16 protein-coding genes and 5 tRNA genes are annotated in these 16,202 nt (G+C 61.5%); 13 read left to right on the top strand and 8 right to left on the bottom strand.

What is annotated here, in order from left to right; genetic code table 11:
• Entirely contained in the window at nucleotides 1–1,233 is a 1,233-nt protein-coding gene (gene glcF, locus IE091_RS00435; protein WP_039175370.1) for a glycolate oxidase subunit GlcF, read from the top strand.
• Nucleotides 1,234–1,314: 81 nt separating this feature from the next.
• Nucleotides 1,315–1,716: a heme-binding protein gene (locus tag IE091_RS00430; protein ID WP_039175367.1), complete on the top strand. Its 402-nt coding sequence runs from the start codon at nucleotides 1,315–1,317 to the stop codon at nucleotides 1,714–1,716.
• A 180-nt stretch (nucleotides 1,717–1,896) separates the two neighbouring features.
• Here the strand turns inward: IE091_RS00430 and IE091_RS00425 are convergent.
• From IE091_RS00425 to IE091_RS00400, 6 genes are all read right to left on the bottom strand, one after another.
• Nucleotides 1,897–1,973, bottom strand: a tRNA-Asp gene (locus IE091_RS00425).
• A gap of 71 nt (nucleotides 1,974–2,044) precedes the next feature.
• Nucleotides 2,045–2,120: transfer RNA gene (locus IE091_RS00420), tRNA-Val, on the bottom strand.
• 47 nt (nucleotides 2,121–2,167) lie between these two features.
• Nucleotides 2,168–2,244 (bottom strand) — tRNA-Asp (locus tag IE091_RS00415).
• A 36-nt stretch (nucleotides 2,245–2,280) separates the two neighbouring features.
• Nucleotides 2,281–2,357: transfer RNA gene (locus tag IE091_RS00410), tRNA-Asp, on the bottom strand.
• A 45-nt stretch (nucleotides 2,358–2,402) separates the two neighbouring features.
• A tRNA-Val gene (locus IE091_RS00405) sits at nucleotides 2,403–2,478 on the bottom strand.
• A 70-nt stretch (nucleotides 2,479–2,548) separates the two neighbouring features.
• A complete protein-coding gene (locus tag IE091_RS00400) occupies nucleotides 2,549–3,304 on the bottom strand; it encodes an alpha/beta fold hydrolase (protein ID WP_189462526.1) in 756 nt (251 codons plus the stop codon).
• 177 nt (nucleotides 3,305–3,481) lie between these two features.
• Between IE091_RS00400 and ccoN the strand changes: the two genes are divergently transcribed.
• The 11 genes from ccoN (at nucleotide 3,482) to fnr (ending at nucleotide 14,570) form a co-directional block, all read left to right on the top strand.
• Entirely contained in the window at nucleotides 3,482–4,906 is a 1,425-nt protein-coding gene (ccoN, locus tag IE091_RS00395; protein WP_039181509.1) for a cytochrome-c oxidase, cbb3-type subunit I, read from the top strand.
• Nucleotides 4,907–4,925: 19 nt separating this feature from the next.
• Entirely contained in the window at nucleotides 4,926–5,534 is a 609-nt protein-coding gene (gene ccoO / locus IE091_RS00390; RefSeq protein WP_016916188.1) for a cytochrome-c oxidase, cbb3-type subunit II, read from the top strand.
• Between the two features lie 3 nt (nucleotides 5,535–5,537).
• A complete protein-coding gene (locus IE091_RS00385; protein WP_039181513.1) occupies nucleotides 5,538–5,762 on the top strand; it encodes a CcoQ/FixQ family Cbb3-type cytochrome c oxidase assembly chaperone in 225 nt (74 codons plus the stop codon).
• The gene (gene ccoP / locus IE091_RS00380) at nucleotides 5,759–6,688 is read left to right on the top strand and encodes a cytochrome-c oxidase, cbb3-type subunit III (RefSeq protein ID WP_039181516.1); all 930 of its coding nucleotides are present in this window, start codon (nucleotides 5,759–5,761) and stop codon (nucleotides 6,686–6,688) included. Before IE091_RS00385 ends, ccoP begins: the two co-directional genes overlap by 4 nt.
• A 209-nt stretch (nucleotides 6,689–6,897) precedes the next feature.
• Entirely contained in the window at nucleotides 6,898–8,334 is a 1,437-nt protein-coding gene (gene ccoG, locus IE091_RS00375; RefSeq protein ID WP_189462525.1) for a cytochrome c oxidase accessory protein CcoG, read from the top strand.
• Between the two features lie 6 nt (nucleotides 8,335–8,340).
• Entirely contained in the window at nucleotides 8,341–8,862 is a 522-nt protein-coding gene (locus tag IE091_RS00370) for a FixH family protein (protein WP_039181522.1), read from the top strand.
• A complete protein-coding gene (locus tag IE091_RS00365) occupies nucleotides 8,859–11,312 on the top strand; it encodes a heavy metal translocating P-type ATPase (protein WP_189462524.1) in 2,454 nt (817 codons plus the stop codon). The genes IE091_RS00370 and IE091_RS00365 overlap by 4 nt, the downstream gene beginning before the upstream one ends.
• Entirely contained in the window at nucleotides 11,309–11,527 is a 219-nt protein-coding gene (gene ccoS, locus IE091_RS00360) for a cbb3-type cytochrome oxidase assembly protein CcoS (protein WP_039181529.1), read from the top strand. The genes IE091_RS00365 and ccoS overlap by 4 nt, the downstream gene beginning before the upstream one ends.
• Nucleotides 11,524–12,222 carry a sulfite exporter TauE/SafE family protein gene (locus tag IE091_RS00355; RefSeq protein ID WP_039181532.1) on the top strand — a complete coding sequence of 233 codons (699 nt, stop codon included), beginning with the start codon at nucleotides 11,524–11,526 and terminating at the stop codon, nucleotides 12,220–12,222. Before ccoS ends, IE091_RS00355 begins: the two co-directional genes overlap by 4 nt.
• A gap of 110 nt (nucleotides 12,223–12,332) precedes the next feature.
• Nucleotides 12,333–13,757, top strand: a complete 1,425-nt coding sequence (gene hemN / locus IE091_RS00350; protein WP_189462523.1) for an oxygen-independent coproporphyrinogen III oxidase — start codon at nucleotides 12,333–12,335, stop codon at nucleotides 13,755–13,757.
• A gap of 60 nt (nucleotides 13,758–13,817) precedes the next feature.
• A complete protein-coding gene (fnr, locus tag IE091_RS00345) occupies nucleotides 13,818–14,570 on the top strand; it encodes a fumarate/nitrate reduction transcriptional regulator Fnr (protein WP_016916179.1) in 753 nt (250 codons plus the stop codon).
• Here the strand turns inward: fnr and ttcA are convergent.
• The gene (gene ttcA / locus IE091_RS00340; RefSeq protein ID WP_039181541.1) at nucleotides 14,557–15,468 is read right to left on the bottom strand and encodes a tRNA 2-thiocytidine(32) synthetase TtcA; all 912 of its coding nucleotides are present in this window, start codon (nucleotides 15,466–15,468) and stop codon (nucleotides 14,557–14,559) included. The genes fnr and ttcA overlap by 14 nt on opposite strands.
• Nucleotides 15,469–15,571: 103 nt before the next feature.
• Nucleotides 15,572–16,177, bottom strand: a complete 606-nt coding sequence (locus tag IE091_RS00335; RefSeq protein WP_308428111.1) for a 3'-5' exonuclease family protein — start codon at nucleotides 16,175–16,177, stop codon at nucleotides 15,572–15,574.
• Nucleotides 16,178–16,202 lie beyond the last annotated feature (25 nt).

Below are 16,202 nucleotides of genomic sequence, written 5' to 3'. Positions count from 1 at the left end.
ATGCAGACGCACTTTACCGATGCCGACCGCCAGAAACCGCATATTCAGGAAGCCGAGCGCATTCTGCGCACCTGCGTACACTGCGGCTTTTGTAACGCCACCTGCCCCACTTACCAGCTGCTGGGCGATGAGCGAGACGGGCCGCGCGGGCGTATCTACCTGATGAAAGAGCTGCTGGAGAGCCGCGATGACGATGACCAGGTCACCGAAGAGACTCGCCTGCACCTCGACCGCTGCCTGACCTGCCGCAACTGTGAAACCACCTGCCCCTCGGGCGTCGAGTATCACAAGCTGCTGGATATAGGACGCGCCGAGATCGAGCGCCGCGTGCCCCGCTCGGCCGCCGAACGCGCCCAACGCTACGCCCTGCGTAAAATGCTGGTGGACCCCAAGCGCTTCAAGGCGCTGCTGAGTCTGGGGCAAACCTTCAAACCGCTGGTGCCTGGCAAGCTGCGCAGCAAAATGCCGCCCGCTCCGGTGGATGCAGGCCAACGCCCCGACAGCCAGCGCCATACGCGCAAGGTATTGATCCTGGAAGGCTGTGTGCAGCCTGGTCTCTCGCCCAACACCAATGCGGCGACGGCTCGCTTGCTCGACCGCCTGGGCATCAGCGTCACACCGATCAGTGAAGCGGGGTGCTGCGGTGCCATCGACTTCCACCTCAATGCACAGGAAGCCGGTCGCCAGCGCATGCGCGCCAATATCGACGCCTGGTGGCCGCAAATCGAGCAAGGGGCCGAAGCCATCGTGCAAACCGCCAGCGGCTGCGGCGCCTTCGTCAAAGAGTATGCCGACATGCTCAAAGACGACCCTGCCTACGCGGCAAAGGCCCAGCGTGTCAGCGCACTGGCCAAGGATATCGTCGAGATTCTGCGCGACGAGCCTTTGGAGGCCCTGCAGCTCAAGGAGCATCAGCGTCTGGCATTCCACTGCCCCTGTACGTTGCAGCATGCCCAGAAGCTCAACGGCGCGGTGGAAAGCGTGCTGGGCAAACTCGGCTTTACGCTGGCCCCGGTCAAGGATGCCCACCTGTGCTGCGGTTCGGCAGGCACCTACTCGGTGACCCAGCCGGAGCTCGCCACCCAGCTGCGCGACAACAAACTCAATGCTCTGGAAGCAGGCAACCCCGAAGTGATCGTGACCGCCAATATCGGCTGTCAGACGCATCTGGCCAGTGCCAATCGCACGCCAGTCCGCCACTGGGTAGAAGTCGTCGACGCTGCCCTGGTATAACCTCGATACTCGCGGCCCCTGGCATCACGCCTTGCCCGTCAGGCGCCGCGCCTCACCCCCCATGATAAGAAGGATACTTTGATGCAAACCAAAGCCGTTCTGGGCCAAGCCGACGTCATTCAAGTACTGGACGCCGCACAGCAAGAAGCCGACAACAACAGCTGGCCCGTGACCATTGCCGTCACCGACGATGGCGGCCACCTGCTGGCCCTGCGTCGGCTAGATGGCGCTGCCCCGTTCAGCGCCGAAGTGGCGACCCAAAAAGCGCGCAGCGCAGCGCTCGGCCGCAAAGAGACGCAAATCTTCGAGGAGATGATCAACGGTGGCCGTACGGCGTTTGTCTCGGCACCGTTGCAGGGGCTGCTGTCCGGCGGCGTACCGATCATCGTGGATGGCCAGGTCGTGGGTGCCGTGGGGATTTCTGGCGTCAAGCCGGACCAGGATGTCCAGATCGCCAAAGCCGGTGTCAGCGCTATCGCCTGACCACTGAGCACCGCATGACGCCGTGACAAACGGCGTCATGCGCGCCTGAACATAGGCATCTGGAAATGGCATCTGGAAATAGAAACGACAAAAAAGCCCGGATCGAAGATCCGGGCTTTTGGAATGTGTTCGGTTTTATCGACGTGCTTGCATGCACATGCATAACCGATAAGTGCTTAATGGCGGACCGGACGAGACTCGAACTCGCGACCTCCGGCGTGACAGGCCGGCATTCTAACCGACTGAACTACCGGTCCACGTTAAGACACTTCAAGACCATTGCAAGGGCGTCATCAAAGCGGTTCAGTCGCTATGCACGCTACTTGAATGGTGGGTGGTACTGGGTTCGAACCAGTGACCCCCAGCTTGTAAGGCTGGTGCTCTCCCAACTGAGCTAACCACCCGATCATTGACAGCCAATGGCTGATCAATCGACTGCTTCAGGTTATCGTGGCGGACCGGACGAGACTCGAACTCGCGACCTCCGGCGTGACAGGCCGGCATTCTAACCGACTGAACTACCGGTCCGAATTACGATAACTGATGTGCAACATTGAGCGATGATGGCGGACCGGACGAGACTCGAACTCGCGACCTCCGGCGTGACAGGCCGGCATTCTAACCGACTGAACTACCGGTCCACAAATGCATCACTTGCTGCTTACGTTTCCAGGGCACCATGTCAATGGTGGGTGGTACTGGGTTCGAACCAGTGACCCCCAGCTTGTAAGGCTGGTGCTCTCCCAACTGAGCTAACCACCCGCTGGTCACGTGGCGCTGCATTCTACAGAAGCCTGTTCAAATGTCAACACGAAGCGTTTAAATTCTGCATTTAAACCAGTGTGCTGCACGTATCACCGACTTCCGCTCCTTGAGCGCGGACGAAGGATGCCGCAATCCGGGCAGCCTCGTCAATCAAAACCTTTTGATTCAGGCCGGATAATTTCCGTGGCTTGAAATCATGGTCCCCATCGGCAAGCCATTCCACCTGCACGCGCCTCGGTAGTCGGTAGCTCTCTACCTCAGCACGGGTGCCAAAAGGATCTCGCTCGCCCTGGATGATCAACGTCGGGCAGGACAACGACGCAAAGTGCTCCGTTCGCAGCACGTCCGGCTTTTTAGGAGGATGGAACGGATACCCCACGGCGATCACGCCTGAGCACGTCCGCTCACTGGCAAATAACGACGCCAGGCGCCCGCCCATGGACTTGCCCCCCACCCATAAAGGAAGTGGGCCCAACGGCTCGATCAGGGAGTACCAGTCAGCGACACAGGTCACACTTTTCAGCACGGGTGGTGGCGGGCGACGCTTGCCCTGCTCGTGCATCTGCTGCATGTAGGGCAAATCGATAGCCCATACCTGTATGTCATGCGCCGCCAGCGTCGCGGCAAATTGCCGCATAAAATCGCTCAGGTGCCCTGCTCCCGCACCGTGCAGCAGCAGCAAGCGCCCCTGCCGGGGCATGCCGGAAACACTCACCGGCCCATATCCTTCCACGTAAAAGCGCTGAACAGCGGGGCTGGCAATACCCTTGAACAGTGCCTGTGGCGCAAGCGGCTCGAACCCCAGGCCAGCGTAATAGGACAACGTCGACTCCTGCTAATTCAGCGTTACATCCATTGGCGTGTTCAGCTTAAGCCTCGGCTGCGATAGAATCTAGGCCGGATCTTGACCTGCATCATCAAGCGGGTGGCCGCACCCAGGCAAAATGCTAATGCACAATGCTACGGGTTACCCCCTAACCGCGTTCGATGGGAACATGAAATGAGCACAGCACTGGAACACCCGACCTACAATTACAAGGTAGTTCGGCAGTTCGCGATCATGACCGTTGTGTGGGGCATCGTGGGCATGACGATTGGCGTCATCCTCGCCTCCCAGCTGGTTTGGCCGCAACTGAACCTCGGCTTACCTTGGACTAGCTTCGGGCGTCTTCGTCCGTTACACACTAACGCCGTCATCTTTGCCTTCGGTGGCTCAGCGCTGTTCGCGACGTCGTATTACGTCGTTCAGCGTACCTGTCAGACACGTCTGTTCTCTGACAAGCTCGCCGCGTTCACCTTCTGGGGTTGGCAGGCGGTCATCCTTTCTGCCGTGGTCAGCCTGCCATTGGGGTATACCACCACGAAAGAGTACGCAGAGCTGGAATGGCCAATCAACATCCTGATTGCCGTTGTCTGGATCAGCTACGCCATCGTGTTCCTGATGACGATCAAGAAGCGCGCCACGTCCCACATCTATGTGGCCAACTGGTTCTTTGCTGCGTTCATCCTGACCGTGGCCGTGCTGCACATCGTCAACAACGCCGCCATTCCTGTCACCATGATGTACTCCACCTCGATCTATGCCGGTGCCGTGGATGCCATGGTGCAGTGGTGGTACGGCCACAACGCGGTGGGCTTCTTCCTGACGGCAGGCTTTTTGGGCATGATGTACTACTTCGTACCCAAACAGGCCGAGCGTCCGATCTACTCCTACCGTCTGTCCATCGTCCACTTCTGGGCGCTGATCATGATCTACATGTGGGCAGGCCCGCACCACCTGCATTACACCGCACTGCCCAACTGGGCGCAGTCGCTGGGCATGATCATGTCGATCATCCTGCTGGCACCTTCCTGGGGCGGCATGATCAACGGCATGATGACCCTGTCGGGCGCCTGGCATAAGCTGCGCACCGACCCGACCCTGCGCTTTCTGGTCGTGGCTCTGTCGTTCTACGGCATGTCGACCTTTGAAGGCCCGATGATGGCCATCAAGACCGTCAACGCGCTGTCTCACTACACCGACTGGACCATCGGCCACGTGCACTCTGGTGCCCTGGGCTGGGTAGCGATGATCACCATCGGCTCCATGTACCACCTGATTCCGCGGGTCTTCGGCCGCACCGAAATGTACTCCGTCAGCCTGATCGCCGTGCACTTCTGGCTGGCCACCATCGGTACCGTACTGTACATCGCGGCGATGTGGGTCAATGGCATCATGCAAGGCCTGATGTGGCGCGCCATCAACGCCGACGGCACGCTGATGTACACCTTCGTTGAGTCTGTCGAAGCCAGTGGCCCAGGCTACTTCGTTCGTCTGATAGGCGGCCTGTTCTGGGTAGTCGGCATGCTGATCATGGCGTTCAACGTGTACATGACCGTCAAGCGTCGTGAAGCCATCAGCTACTCGGCACCACAAGCCGCTTAAACCGGGGAAGTTCAGACCAATGAAACATGAGATTGTCGAAAAGAACGTTGGCCTACTCGCCGTCTTGATCCTGGTTGCGATCAGCTTCGGCGGCTTGGCCGAAGTCGTGCCACTGTTCTTTCAAAAGGATACGACGGAGCCCGTGGAGGGGCTGCGCCCGCTGAGTGCACTGGAGCTCGAAGGCCGGGACATCTACCGCCGCGAAGGCTGTGTGGGCTGCCACTCCCAGATGATTCGCCCGTTCCGTGCGGAAACCGAGCGCTACGGCCACTACAACGTGGCTGGTGAGCAGGTGTACGAGCACAACTTCCTGTGGGGGTCCAAGCGTACGGGGCCAGACCTGGCGCGCGTAGGCGGCCGCTACAGCGATGACTGGCACCGCGCCCACATGTACAACCCGCGCGATGTCGTGCCCGAGTCCATCATGCCGGCTTACCCCTGGCTGTTCGAGCGCACCCTGGATGGCGAAGCGACACCGCGCAAGATGCGTGTACTGCGTCAGCTGGGCGTTCCCTACACCGATGAAGATATCGCCAACGCCACCGCCGAAGTACGCGGCCAGCAGGAAATCACTGCGCTGGTGGCCTATCTGCAACAGTTAGGAACCGTGCTCGAGGGCACTCGTTAAGTTATGGATACGGGAACTTTCCGCGGACTTATCACGTTCATTCTCATTGTCGCTTTCGTAGGCATCTTCTTCTGGGCCTACTCCAAGCGGCGCAAACCCGACTTCGATGAAGCGGCCAACCTGCCCTTTGCCGACGATGAAAACGATAAGCAACCGACCCGTGACAAGCATGCTTCGCCAGAGGGCGAAGCGGATTCCCGCCACGACAGGGGAGATAAGAATAGATGAATAACTTATGGGGTGACTCCCTATCCAGCTTCTGGAGCGCCTGGATCATCGTCATCACTCTGGGCACGATTGCGCTGAGCGTTTGGATCCTGATCTCCAACCGCCGCACCGACAAGACCCCGGATGCTGATGGTAATGTAGAGACCACTGGCCACGCGGCTGATGGCATCGAAGAGTACGATAACCCCCTGCCCCAGTGGTGGTTCAAGCTCTTCATCCTGACCGTGGTCTTTGCGCTGGGCTATCTGGTGCTGTACCCAGGTCTGGGCAACTACGCGGGCGTGCTGGGCTGGTCTCAGGAAAGTCAGTGGGAAGAAGAAGTGGCGCAGGCCAACGAGCGCTTCACACCGATCTTTGCTCAGTACCAGGAAGTGCCGATTCCCGAACTGGCGCGTGATGCCGAGGCCATGCAGGTGGCCGAGCGCATTTACCTGAACAACTGCGCGGTGTGCCACGGCTCCAACGCCCAGGGCGGCTACGGCTTCCCGAACCTGACCGATGACGACTGGCTGTACGGCGGCGAACCCGAGAACATTCTGACCACCTTGAACAACGGTCGGAATGGTCTGATGCCCTCCTGGCAGCAGCTCGGTGAGAACAACATCGAGAACCTGACCCAGTACGTGCTGTCGCTCTCCAACCTGGAGCACGACGAGGAGCGCGCAGCCAGCGGTGAAAGCACCTTCCTGGCCGCCTGTGCCGCCTGTCACACGCCTAGCGGCACTGGCAACACGGCACTCGGCGCCCCCAACCTGACCAACGATATCTGGCTGTATCAGGCACCAGGGCAGAGCGTTGCCGACTCTGTACGCCAAACGCTGCGCAACGGCCGTAACGGCCACATGCCTGCCCAGGCGGCGTACATCGGTGAAGAGCGCGTCCACCTGGTGGCCGCTTACGTGTACAGCCTGCGCTTCCGCGACTGATCTCGTTGTCAGGCGTTTGACGCCAGCGTGCACCAAGGGTGCGGTTTCATACCGCACCCTTTCTACATCCAGCAACCGCTCAGCCGCTCGGCGATCCGTTACACTATTGTTTATCGAAACAGGTTTAGCGACACGGCATAACGCTACTACGCCAGCGACCACCCTTCGGCTGCCGCCCACGTCTGCCTCACTGAGCTGCGATCACCGCCATGGAAAAAATACCTAGCCACGATATTACGCCGCCAACCGTTGGGCACCACACGCCTGGCCAGAACGAGACCAAAGAGATGTACGCCAAGCGGCGGCATATCTACGTGCGTGAAATCAAAGGTCTGTTCCAAAAGGTTCGGCGCAGCGCCAACTGGGCGCTGATGATGGCCTTCTTTCTGCTTCCCTGGTTGAACTGGGGGGATCGACCGGCCGTATGGTTCGACCTGCCGGGGCGTGAGTTTCATATCTTTGCGGCGACTTTCTACCCGCAAGAGTTCGTGCTGCTCTCGTGGCTATTGATCATCTGTGCCTTTGGGCTATTTTTCATCACGGTGTTTGCTGGTCGTGTCTGGTGCGGCTATACCTGCCCGCAGAGCGTCTGGACCTTCCTGTTCATCTGGCTGGAACACCGTATCGAAGGCAGCCGCCATCAGCGCATCAAGCTGGACAAACAGGCCATGGACGCCAGCAAGGCGTGGCGCAAGACCGCCAAGCACAGCGCCTGGCTGCTGATCGCTCTGGCCACCGGCGTGACCTTCGTGGGCTATTTCACGCCCATTCGTTCACTGGTGGTCGAACTGCCCACACTGGAGGCCCACGGCTGGTCCTACTTCTGGGTCGGCTTCTTCCTGGTATTCACTTACCTGAATGCGGGCTGGTTGCGTGAGCAGGTGTGCATCTACATGTGCCCCTACGCTCGCTTTCAGTCGGTCATGTTCGACCGTGATACGCTGATCGTTTCTTACGACGCCACCCGGGGAGAACCGCGCGGCAGCCGCAAGAAAACCCTCACCCATTCCCAGGCTCAGGCGGCAGGATACGGTGACTGTATCGACTGCGAGCTGTGCGTGCAGGTGTGCCCCACGGGGATCGATATTCGCGACGGCCTTCAGTACGAATGCATCACCTGCGCCGCCTGTATCGATGCCTGCGACAGCGTCATGGATCGCATGGGCTACCCGCGCGGGCTGGTTCGCTATACCACGGAAAATGCGCTGGAAGGCAAGAAGAGTCATGTGTTGCGCCCCCGCCTGCTGGGCTATCTGGCCGCGCTGCTGGTCATGATCGCCACGTTCGCCTGGGCGGTGAATGAGCGCATGCCGCTGGGCTTCGAGGCAGAGCGAGAGCGCACACAGCTTTACCAGATCACGCGAGAGGGTCAGGTCAGCAACGTCTATAACCTGACGATTCGCAATCTGGACAATACGGCCCATACCTATCGACTGAGCGCGACCGGGCTCGAGACACTCACCCTGGACCGCACGTCGATAGAAGTGCCTGCCGGTGAGACACGCACCCAGATCGTGACCGTCCTGGCCGACCCGACTGAGCTGCAACAGCCCAGCCAACCGATCACTTTCATCTTGCAGTCTCAGCAAGACGACACCATTCGCTCGGAGCGTGAAACGCGCTTCCTGGGCGACGTTAGGAGATAAGTCCCCATGTCCGACACCCCGATTCAGCCCTGGTACAAGCAGTTCTGGCCATGGTTCCTGCTGGCGCTGCTCTCCTCGTCCATCGTGGTCAGCATCACTTTTGCGGTCCTGTCGATCAAGACTGCCGACGGCATGGTGGTCCAGGAGGACTACTACGAACACGGCAAGGCCATCAACATGGTGCTGGCCAAGCAGGAGCGTGCCAATGAGCTGGGGCTTTCCGCAGAGCTACGCATCGACCCGCTCACCAGTGATATCGTGCTGGACCTGACCGGCGACGACCGCCCGGAGACCCTCTATCTGACGCTGATCTTCCCGACGCAGGATGACCGCGATCAGGAGTTCGTGCTGCAACACGTGCGCGAAGGCCGCTACATCACCCAAGGCCCCGACAACCTGCGCTACCGCTGGTACATTCAGCTGCAGCCCCAGCAAACCGAAGCCGACTGGCGGCTGATAGGTGAGGCGCGCTTCCCCAATGAAGAGAGTGTCGCCCTTCTACCCGGAGGCCGCACGCAGAGCGAATGAGTACTGCATCTCTAGCCAGCTGTTACCACTGCGGCAGCGCGGTGCCTGATGGGGCACCATGGAAGATCATCATCGACGAAGCGCCCCAGCCGCTTTGCTGCCCCGGCTGCGAAGCGGTCGCCCACGCCATTGTGGAAGGCGGCCTGGAGAGCTACTACCGCTACCGCACCGAGCTACCGGAGCGCCCCGACGAGCGTCAGGCCAGCAAATCAGACACCTGGTCGGTGTTCGACGACCCCGCGCTGCAGGCCCAGTTCACCCACCCGGAAGGGGATGACGGCCACCTGCGGGCCACCCTGGCCGTAGAGGGGATTACCTGCGCCGCCTGCGCCTGGCTCATCGAACACCGCCTGAACGCCCTGGAAGGCGTCAGCTCCAGCGCAGTCAACCTGTCGCACCACCGCCTGCGCGTATGCTGGGACCCGACACGTATCAAGCTCTCCCAGCTGTTTGCCGAGCTGGCCAGCATTGGCTACGACGCCCAACCCTACGAGCCCGATCAGGCCCAGGCACGCCTGCAACACGAAGAGCGCATGAACGTGCGCCGTCTGATCGTAGCCGCCGTGGGCATGATGCAGGTGATGATGTTCTCGATACCGATCTATGTGTCGGACCCAGGGGAGCTGAGCGCCGACTTCTATGCCCTGTTCCACTGGCTTTCGTTTGCGCTGGCAACGCCAGTGGTGCTGTTTTCGGCACAGCCCTTTTTCCGCAATGCCCTGCGCGACCTGAAAAGCGGCGTGCTGGGCATGGACGTGCCGGTCTCGCTGGCCATTGGCGGCGCTTACCTGGCCAGCAGCTACGCGGTACTGTTCGATGTCGGCGAGGTATATTTCGACTCCGTGGCCATGTTCACCTTCTTTCTGCTGTTTGGCCGCTACGTGGAAGGCCGCGCGCGGCGCCGTAGCGGCCACAGCGGCAATGCGCTGAGCGGCGTACTGCCGGTCTCGGCCATTCGTCTGGAGGCGGATGGCAGTGAGCGTATTCTGCCTGCCAGCGAACTGACGGTAGGCGACCGCGTATTGATCAAGCCGGGCCACGGCGTCCCTGCCGATGGCGTGATCGAAGAGGGCGAATCCAGCCTCGACGAATCCATGCTGACCGGCGAGTACTTGCCGGTGACCCGGCGTATCGGCGATAGCGTGGTGGGCGGCAGCCAGAACATGGAAAATCCGCTGACCATGCGCGTCACCCACCCCGGCAATACGGCTCGGGTAGCAGGCATCGTCGACCTGACCGATCGCGCCTTTGCCAGCCGCCCCCGCCTGGCGCAAATGGCCGCCCGCATGGCCCACCTGTTCGTCCTTCGGCTACTGCTGGTGACGGCCTGTGTCACCATCACCTGGTGGATCATCGACCCATCGAGAGTGCTCTGGATCATGCTGTCGGTACTGGTGGTCACCTGCCCCTGTGCACTGGCTCTGGCCACGCCCACAGCGCTGACCGCCGGCCACGGCCAGCTGCGCCAGCGGGGCGTGCTGATTACCCGCGCCGATGCCATCGAGTCGCTGTCCAACGTTACCCGCGTCATCTTCGACAAGACCGGCACGCTGACCCGCGGTGAAATGCAGCTCACCCAGACCCAACCGCTGGGACATCACGATAGCGAGCATCTACGCGCCATTGCCGCCGCGCTGGAAGCCCACTCCGAGCATCCTATCGCCCGCGCCTTCCGCCCCTTCCGCGATGCCACGCTTCAGGCCCGACATGTGAAGAGCCATACCGGTAGCGGCCTCGAGGGCACCCTCGATGGAGCCGTCTGGCGGTTGGGCAAGCCCGACTTCGCCAGCCAGCAAAGCATCGCGGTGCCGGGCAGCGGGCAGTGGCTGCTGCTGAGCGAAGATCACCAGCCGCGCGCCTGGTTCAAGCTGCATGACGGCATTCGGGAAGACGCCGCGCAAACCGTGGCGGCGCTGCAAGCACGCGGTCTGGCGGTGGAGCTGCTCTCCGGGGATACCCGGGAAGCCGTGGAAAGCCTGGCCGATCAGCTCAATATCGAGACCTGGCACGCGGGCCAGTCCCCCGAGGACAAGCTGAACCGGCTGCGCGCGCTGCAGGCCCAGGGCGAACGGGTGGTGATGATTGGTGATGGCATCAACGATGTGCCCGTGCTGGCCGGGGCCGATGTCGCGATTGCCATGAACGGTGCCACCGACCTGGCGCGTACCCGCGCCGATGCGGTGCTGATGAGCCCACGCCTGATGCGTATCCACGATGCTGTGGATATTGCCCAGGCCACCCGCCGCATCATGCGTCAAAACATGATCTGGTCGGTATGCTACAACTTCTCGGCCTTGCCGCTGGCCGCCATGGGGCTCATTCCACCCTGGCTGGCCGCCATCGGCATGTCGCTGAGCTCGCTGGTGGTGGTGGGCAACGCCTTGCGTCTATCGCGTTGGCGCAGTGCTCCAACCCCCAGCATCGCCCCCGCCACACCGGTGACTGCATGAGCATTCTGTACCTGTTGATTCCGCTATCGCTGATCCTGCTCGGCCTCGCGGTCTGGGCCTTCTTCTGGGCGGTGAAGCACGACCAGTTCGAAGACCTGGAAGGCCCTGCCCACCGCATCCTGTTCGATGACGACGAAAACGACCTGACCCCCGAACAGCGCGCCGAGCGAAAAAACAGGGCCAAGCCGCCTCGCGACCAAGAGCCCCCGCCATGAACCCGACCGGGCTGGACCTGCCGCCGCTGCTGGCGGCCTGGGTATTTGGCCTCATGGGCGGAGCGCACTGCATCGGCATGTGCGGTGGCATCATGAGCGCCCTCACCTTCGCCGTGCCGCCCAGCATGCGCCACCCTGCTCGCCTGGGCGGGCTGCTGATGAGCTACAACCTGGGGCGTATTCTCAGCTACATGGTGGCCGGTGCGCTGGTGGCCGCGCTGGGCACGCTGGTCTCGCTCTCCCCGGCCGCCCGAGTGGGCCTGCAGGTGGTAGCGGCGGTCATGCTGATTCTGATGGCGCTGTACATCGCCAACTGGTGGAAAGGTCTGCTCCGGGTAGAGGCCGCCGGACGCTACCTGTGGCGCTATCTCGAACCCCTGGGCCGACGGTTGATGCCTGTCGTGCACCTGCCCCAGGCGTTTGCCCTGGGCGCCATCTGGGGCTGGCTACCCTGTGGGCTGGTGTACTCCATGCTGGCCTGGAGCCTGGCCACGGCCGACCCGCTGCAAGGCGCTTTGCTGATGGGCGCCTTCGGACTGGGCACGCTGCCCGCGCTGCTGGCCACCGGCCTGGCGGCTCGCCAGATGGGCCACCTCATTCGCCACCCCGCCACGCGTACCGTGGCTGCCTTGACCATCATCGGCTTTGCCCTGTGGCAACTGTGGTCGCTGCTGCCGACGGCGCATCACTCATAGCTTGATATAGCTCAACGCTTTGCCCGCTTCGATGCCTTAGCATGCAGGCATATGTCGGCCGGTGGCCCACCACCTGGCTACTTTGCCCTGTTACCACGGAGCGTCTCTTCATGCCCCTTGCCTCTGCTGCCACCGCAACTCCTCACCTCGCAGCGGCCGAGACCCCTGCCTGGGACGAGGCCCTGCTGCGCCGTTACGACACCAGCGGCCCACGCTATACGTCCTACCCCACGGCACTCTCCTTTGACGCAGGCATCGGTGCCGACGACGTCACCGATGCCCTGGCGCGCAGCAATGCCAGCCAGCGGCCGCTCTCCCTGTACGTGCACGTGCCCTTTTGCCGCAAGATCTGCTTCTACTGCGCCTGCAACAAGATCGCCACCAAGAACACCCAGCTGGCCGAGCCCTACCTGTCGCGCCTCGATCGTGAAATGGTGTTGACCTCGCGCCACCTGGATACTCGGCGGCCAGTGCAACAGCTGCACTGGGGCGGTGGCACACCGACATTCCTGACCCTGGCGCAAATGAGCGACCTGATAGACAGGCTGGACGCGAGGTTTGGGCTCTCCAACGCTCCTGACCGCGATTACGCCATCGAGATCGACCCCCGCGAGGCGGATGTCTTCACCCTGCGCCACCTGCAGTCGCTGGGCTTCAATCGCCTCAGCCTGGGCGTCCAGGACCTGAACCCCAGCGTACAGGCGGCCATCAACCGCGTGCAGCCCAAGGTCATGACCGAAACCCTGATGGACGAAGCACACCGGCTGGGCTTTCGCTCCCTCAATCTGGATCTGATTTACGGGCTACCCTTTCAGACCGAGCAGAGCTTTGCCGACACGCTTGCCCAGGTCATCGACCTCAACCCGGCCCGCTTGTCGGTGTTCAATTACGCCCACATGCCCAGCCGCTTTGCCCCCCAGCGGCGCATCAGCGAAACAGACCTGCCCAGCGCCGACGAGAAGCTGGCGATCCTGCGCACCACCATCGAGATGCTCACTCAGGCAGGCTACGTGCATATCGGCATGGACCACTTCGCCCGCCCGGACGACAGCCTCGCCCAGGCACAGCGGCAAGGCACCCTGCAGCGCAACTTTCAGGGCTACTCCAGCCACGCCCAGTGCGACCTGATTGGCCTGGGTGTCTCGGCCATTTCCCGTATCGATGATTTGTATGCCCAGAACCCCACCCAACTGGCAGCCTACGAAGCGGCATTGGATGAAGGTCGGCTGGCAACCGTCAAAGGGATACGTTTAAATAAGGATGATCTAATACGAAGAGACGTCATCGAGCGCCTGATGTGCGATATGGAAATTGACCTGGCCAGCGTTGGCCAGCGCTGGCACATCGATGCGCCCGTCTACTTCGCCAGTGCGCTGGAGCATCTGCAGCCTGCCGAGCGGGATGGCCTGCTGCAGCGCGAAGGGAACCGCCTGCGGGCAACACCGACCGGGCGGCTGCTGATTCGCCACCTGGCCATGGCGTTCGATGCGCGCCTGCAAAGCCAGTCATCGCAACGCTACTCGAAGATCGTATAAACGGCACCTTGAGACATCCACCCCCTGACCCTATGATGGCCAATGAAAAGGGAGAACAACATGCCATATCCTGCCAGCCAACGACGTTCACTGCTGCAAGAGGCGCGCTGCCAGACCTGCAGCCTCAGCTCGCTGTGCCTACCGCTCGCCCTGGAGCTGGAGGATATGAGCCAGTTCGATGCCATCATCCGCCGCCGCGCACCGCTCAAGAAGGGCGAACCGCTGTTTCGCCAGGGCGATGCCTTCACTAGCGTCTATGCGGTGCGTTCCGGTAGCCTGAAACAGGTGACCAGCGAAGGCAACGGCAACGACCAGTTGACCAATTTCTATCTGCCCAGCGAGCTGGTAGGGTTGGATGGTATCGATGAGGAGCAGTATCCCGGCAGCGTGATTGCCCTGGAAACCACCACGGTGTGCGAGATTCCTTTCGACCGCCTGGACACCCTATCGGAAGAGCTGCCGGAACTGCGCGGCCAGCTTTACCGCAGCATGAGCAAGGAGCTGCGCGATGATCGGCGCATGATGCGCCTGCTATCACGCAAAACTGCCGACCAGCGGCTGGCCAGCTTCCTGATTACCCTCTCTGACCGCTTCCGGCGACGCGGCTACTCGCCCTACAGCTTCCGGCTCTCCATGTCCCGAGCCGATATGGGGAACTACCTGGGCCTGGCCGTCGAGACCGTCAGCCGCATCCTGAGCCGCTTTCAGCAGCAGAACGTGGTGGCCGTCTCGGGTCGAGAGGTCAATATTCTCGACCTGCAACGGCTCATCACCCTGGCCGAAGAGGAGGAGCAGGCAATCAGCTCACGTTGAACGCCTGAATGCGCCCTTCCATCAGCGCCGCCTGTTTGGCTTCCAGCCCGACGAAGTCGAACAGCGCCCGGTCGGCCAGTTGGGAAGGCGCCACATTGGTGACGGCCTTGAACATGCTTTCCAGCCGCCCTGGGTGCTTCTTGTCCCATTCGGCCAGCATGTCCTTGACGATCTGACGCTGCATGTTGGGCTGCGACCCGCACAGGTTGCAGGGAATGATCGGAAACTCCATCAGCCGTGAGAATTCGGCAATGTCCGCTTCCTTGCAGTAGGCCAGGGGGCGGATCACGATGTTCTTGCCGTCGTCGGACAGCAGCTTGGGCGGCATGGCCTTCAGGGTTCCGCCAAAGAACATGTTGAGAAACAGCGTCTCGAGGATGTCTTCCCGGTGGTGGCCCAGGGCAATCTTGTTGGCGCCGATCTCCTCGGCAAACCCGTAAAGTGACCCGCGACGCAGCCGCGAGCAGAGCGCGCAGGTGGTCTTGCCTTCCGGGGTTTTCTCCTTCACCACCGAATAGGTATCCCGCTCCAGAATGTGGTACTCCACACCCAGCTTATCCAGGTAACGGGGCAACACGTGCTCGGGAAAGCCCGGCTGTTTCTGGTCGAGGTTGACCGCCACCAGGGAAAAATTGACCGGCGCATTGCGCTGCAGATTGCGCAGGATTTCCAGCATGGTGTAGCTGTCCTTGCCACCCGACAGGCATACCATGACCCGATCACCCTCATCGATCATGTTGTAATCGATGATGGCGTTGCCCACTTCACGACGAAGACGCTTCTGCAACTTGTTGAATTCGCGCTTCTGTTTGGCATCCTGAAGTTCAGGCTGCTGTTCAGACGCCGCATTGGTGGCACGCGTCGCCGAGGAGGGGTCGAAAAAGTCAGGTGATAACATGGTCGTTGTACTGCCGATGGGTGAAGGAGCAGCGGCTATTCTACAAGACTCGCAGGCGCGACCCAATACAAACCCATCGTCGGCCTCTGGCCAGCGCATCGGCTCACACCGTGAAAAGGCGCTCACTCTGCAGGCGCTGATAGAGCAGCGCCGCCGCCGTGGCCTCGCTTTGTACCGAGGGCCAGGCTAGCGGCAGAGACCAGCATGACAGCGCTTCGTTCATGCTCGGGCCGACCTCTGCCTGGGGATGCAAGCGGCGTAGCTGACGAGCGTGCAGCCTGGCCAGATCGACCTGAGCATTGGGTAGCCCAAACCCCAGCGTGGCTTTGAACATCCGGCCAAGCGGCGCCAGCAAGGTATCCAGCTGCCACCCCACCACTGGCCGATTGCCGATGAACTCCGCCAACGCTTCGACCCGGGCTGCCAAGGCAACCGGCACAGCGCCCTGCTCCTGACGATGAGACAAGGGTTCGTCGACCATGGCCAGCGTGTCGCCCCAGGCCTGGCTGGTCTGCACTCGGCGCGGCGTCAATACGACGGCGGCCACGCGCAGCTCGCCTGGGCGAGCCTGGCTTTCACGACACGCCAACGCCACTGCTTCTTCGCCCATATAGGGCTGGAACAGCCAGCCATGCGGCGTGTCTGCGAACCGCCGCCGATCGCTTTCACGCTGCACCAACGTTCTCAGTGAGCCGCTCAAGAGACCCACGTGCCTATCCAATAGCCGCATTCCA

Source organism: Vreelandella hamiltonii, from assembly GCF_014651775.1.
Lineage (GTDB): Bacteria > Pseudomonadota > Gammaproteobacteria > Pseudomonadales > Halomonadaceae > Vreelandella > Vreelandella hamiltonii.
This window is presented reverse-complemented; position numbering and strand designations above follow the sequence as displayed.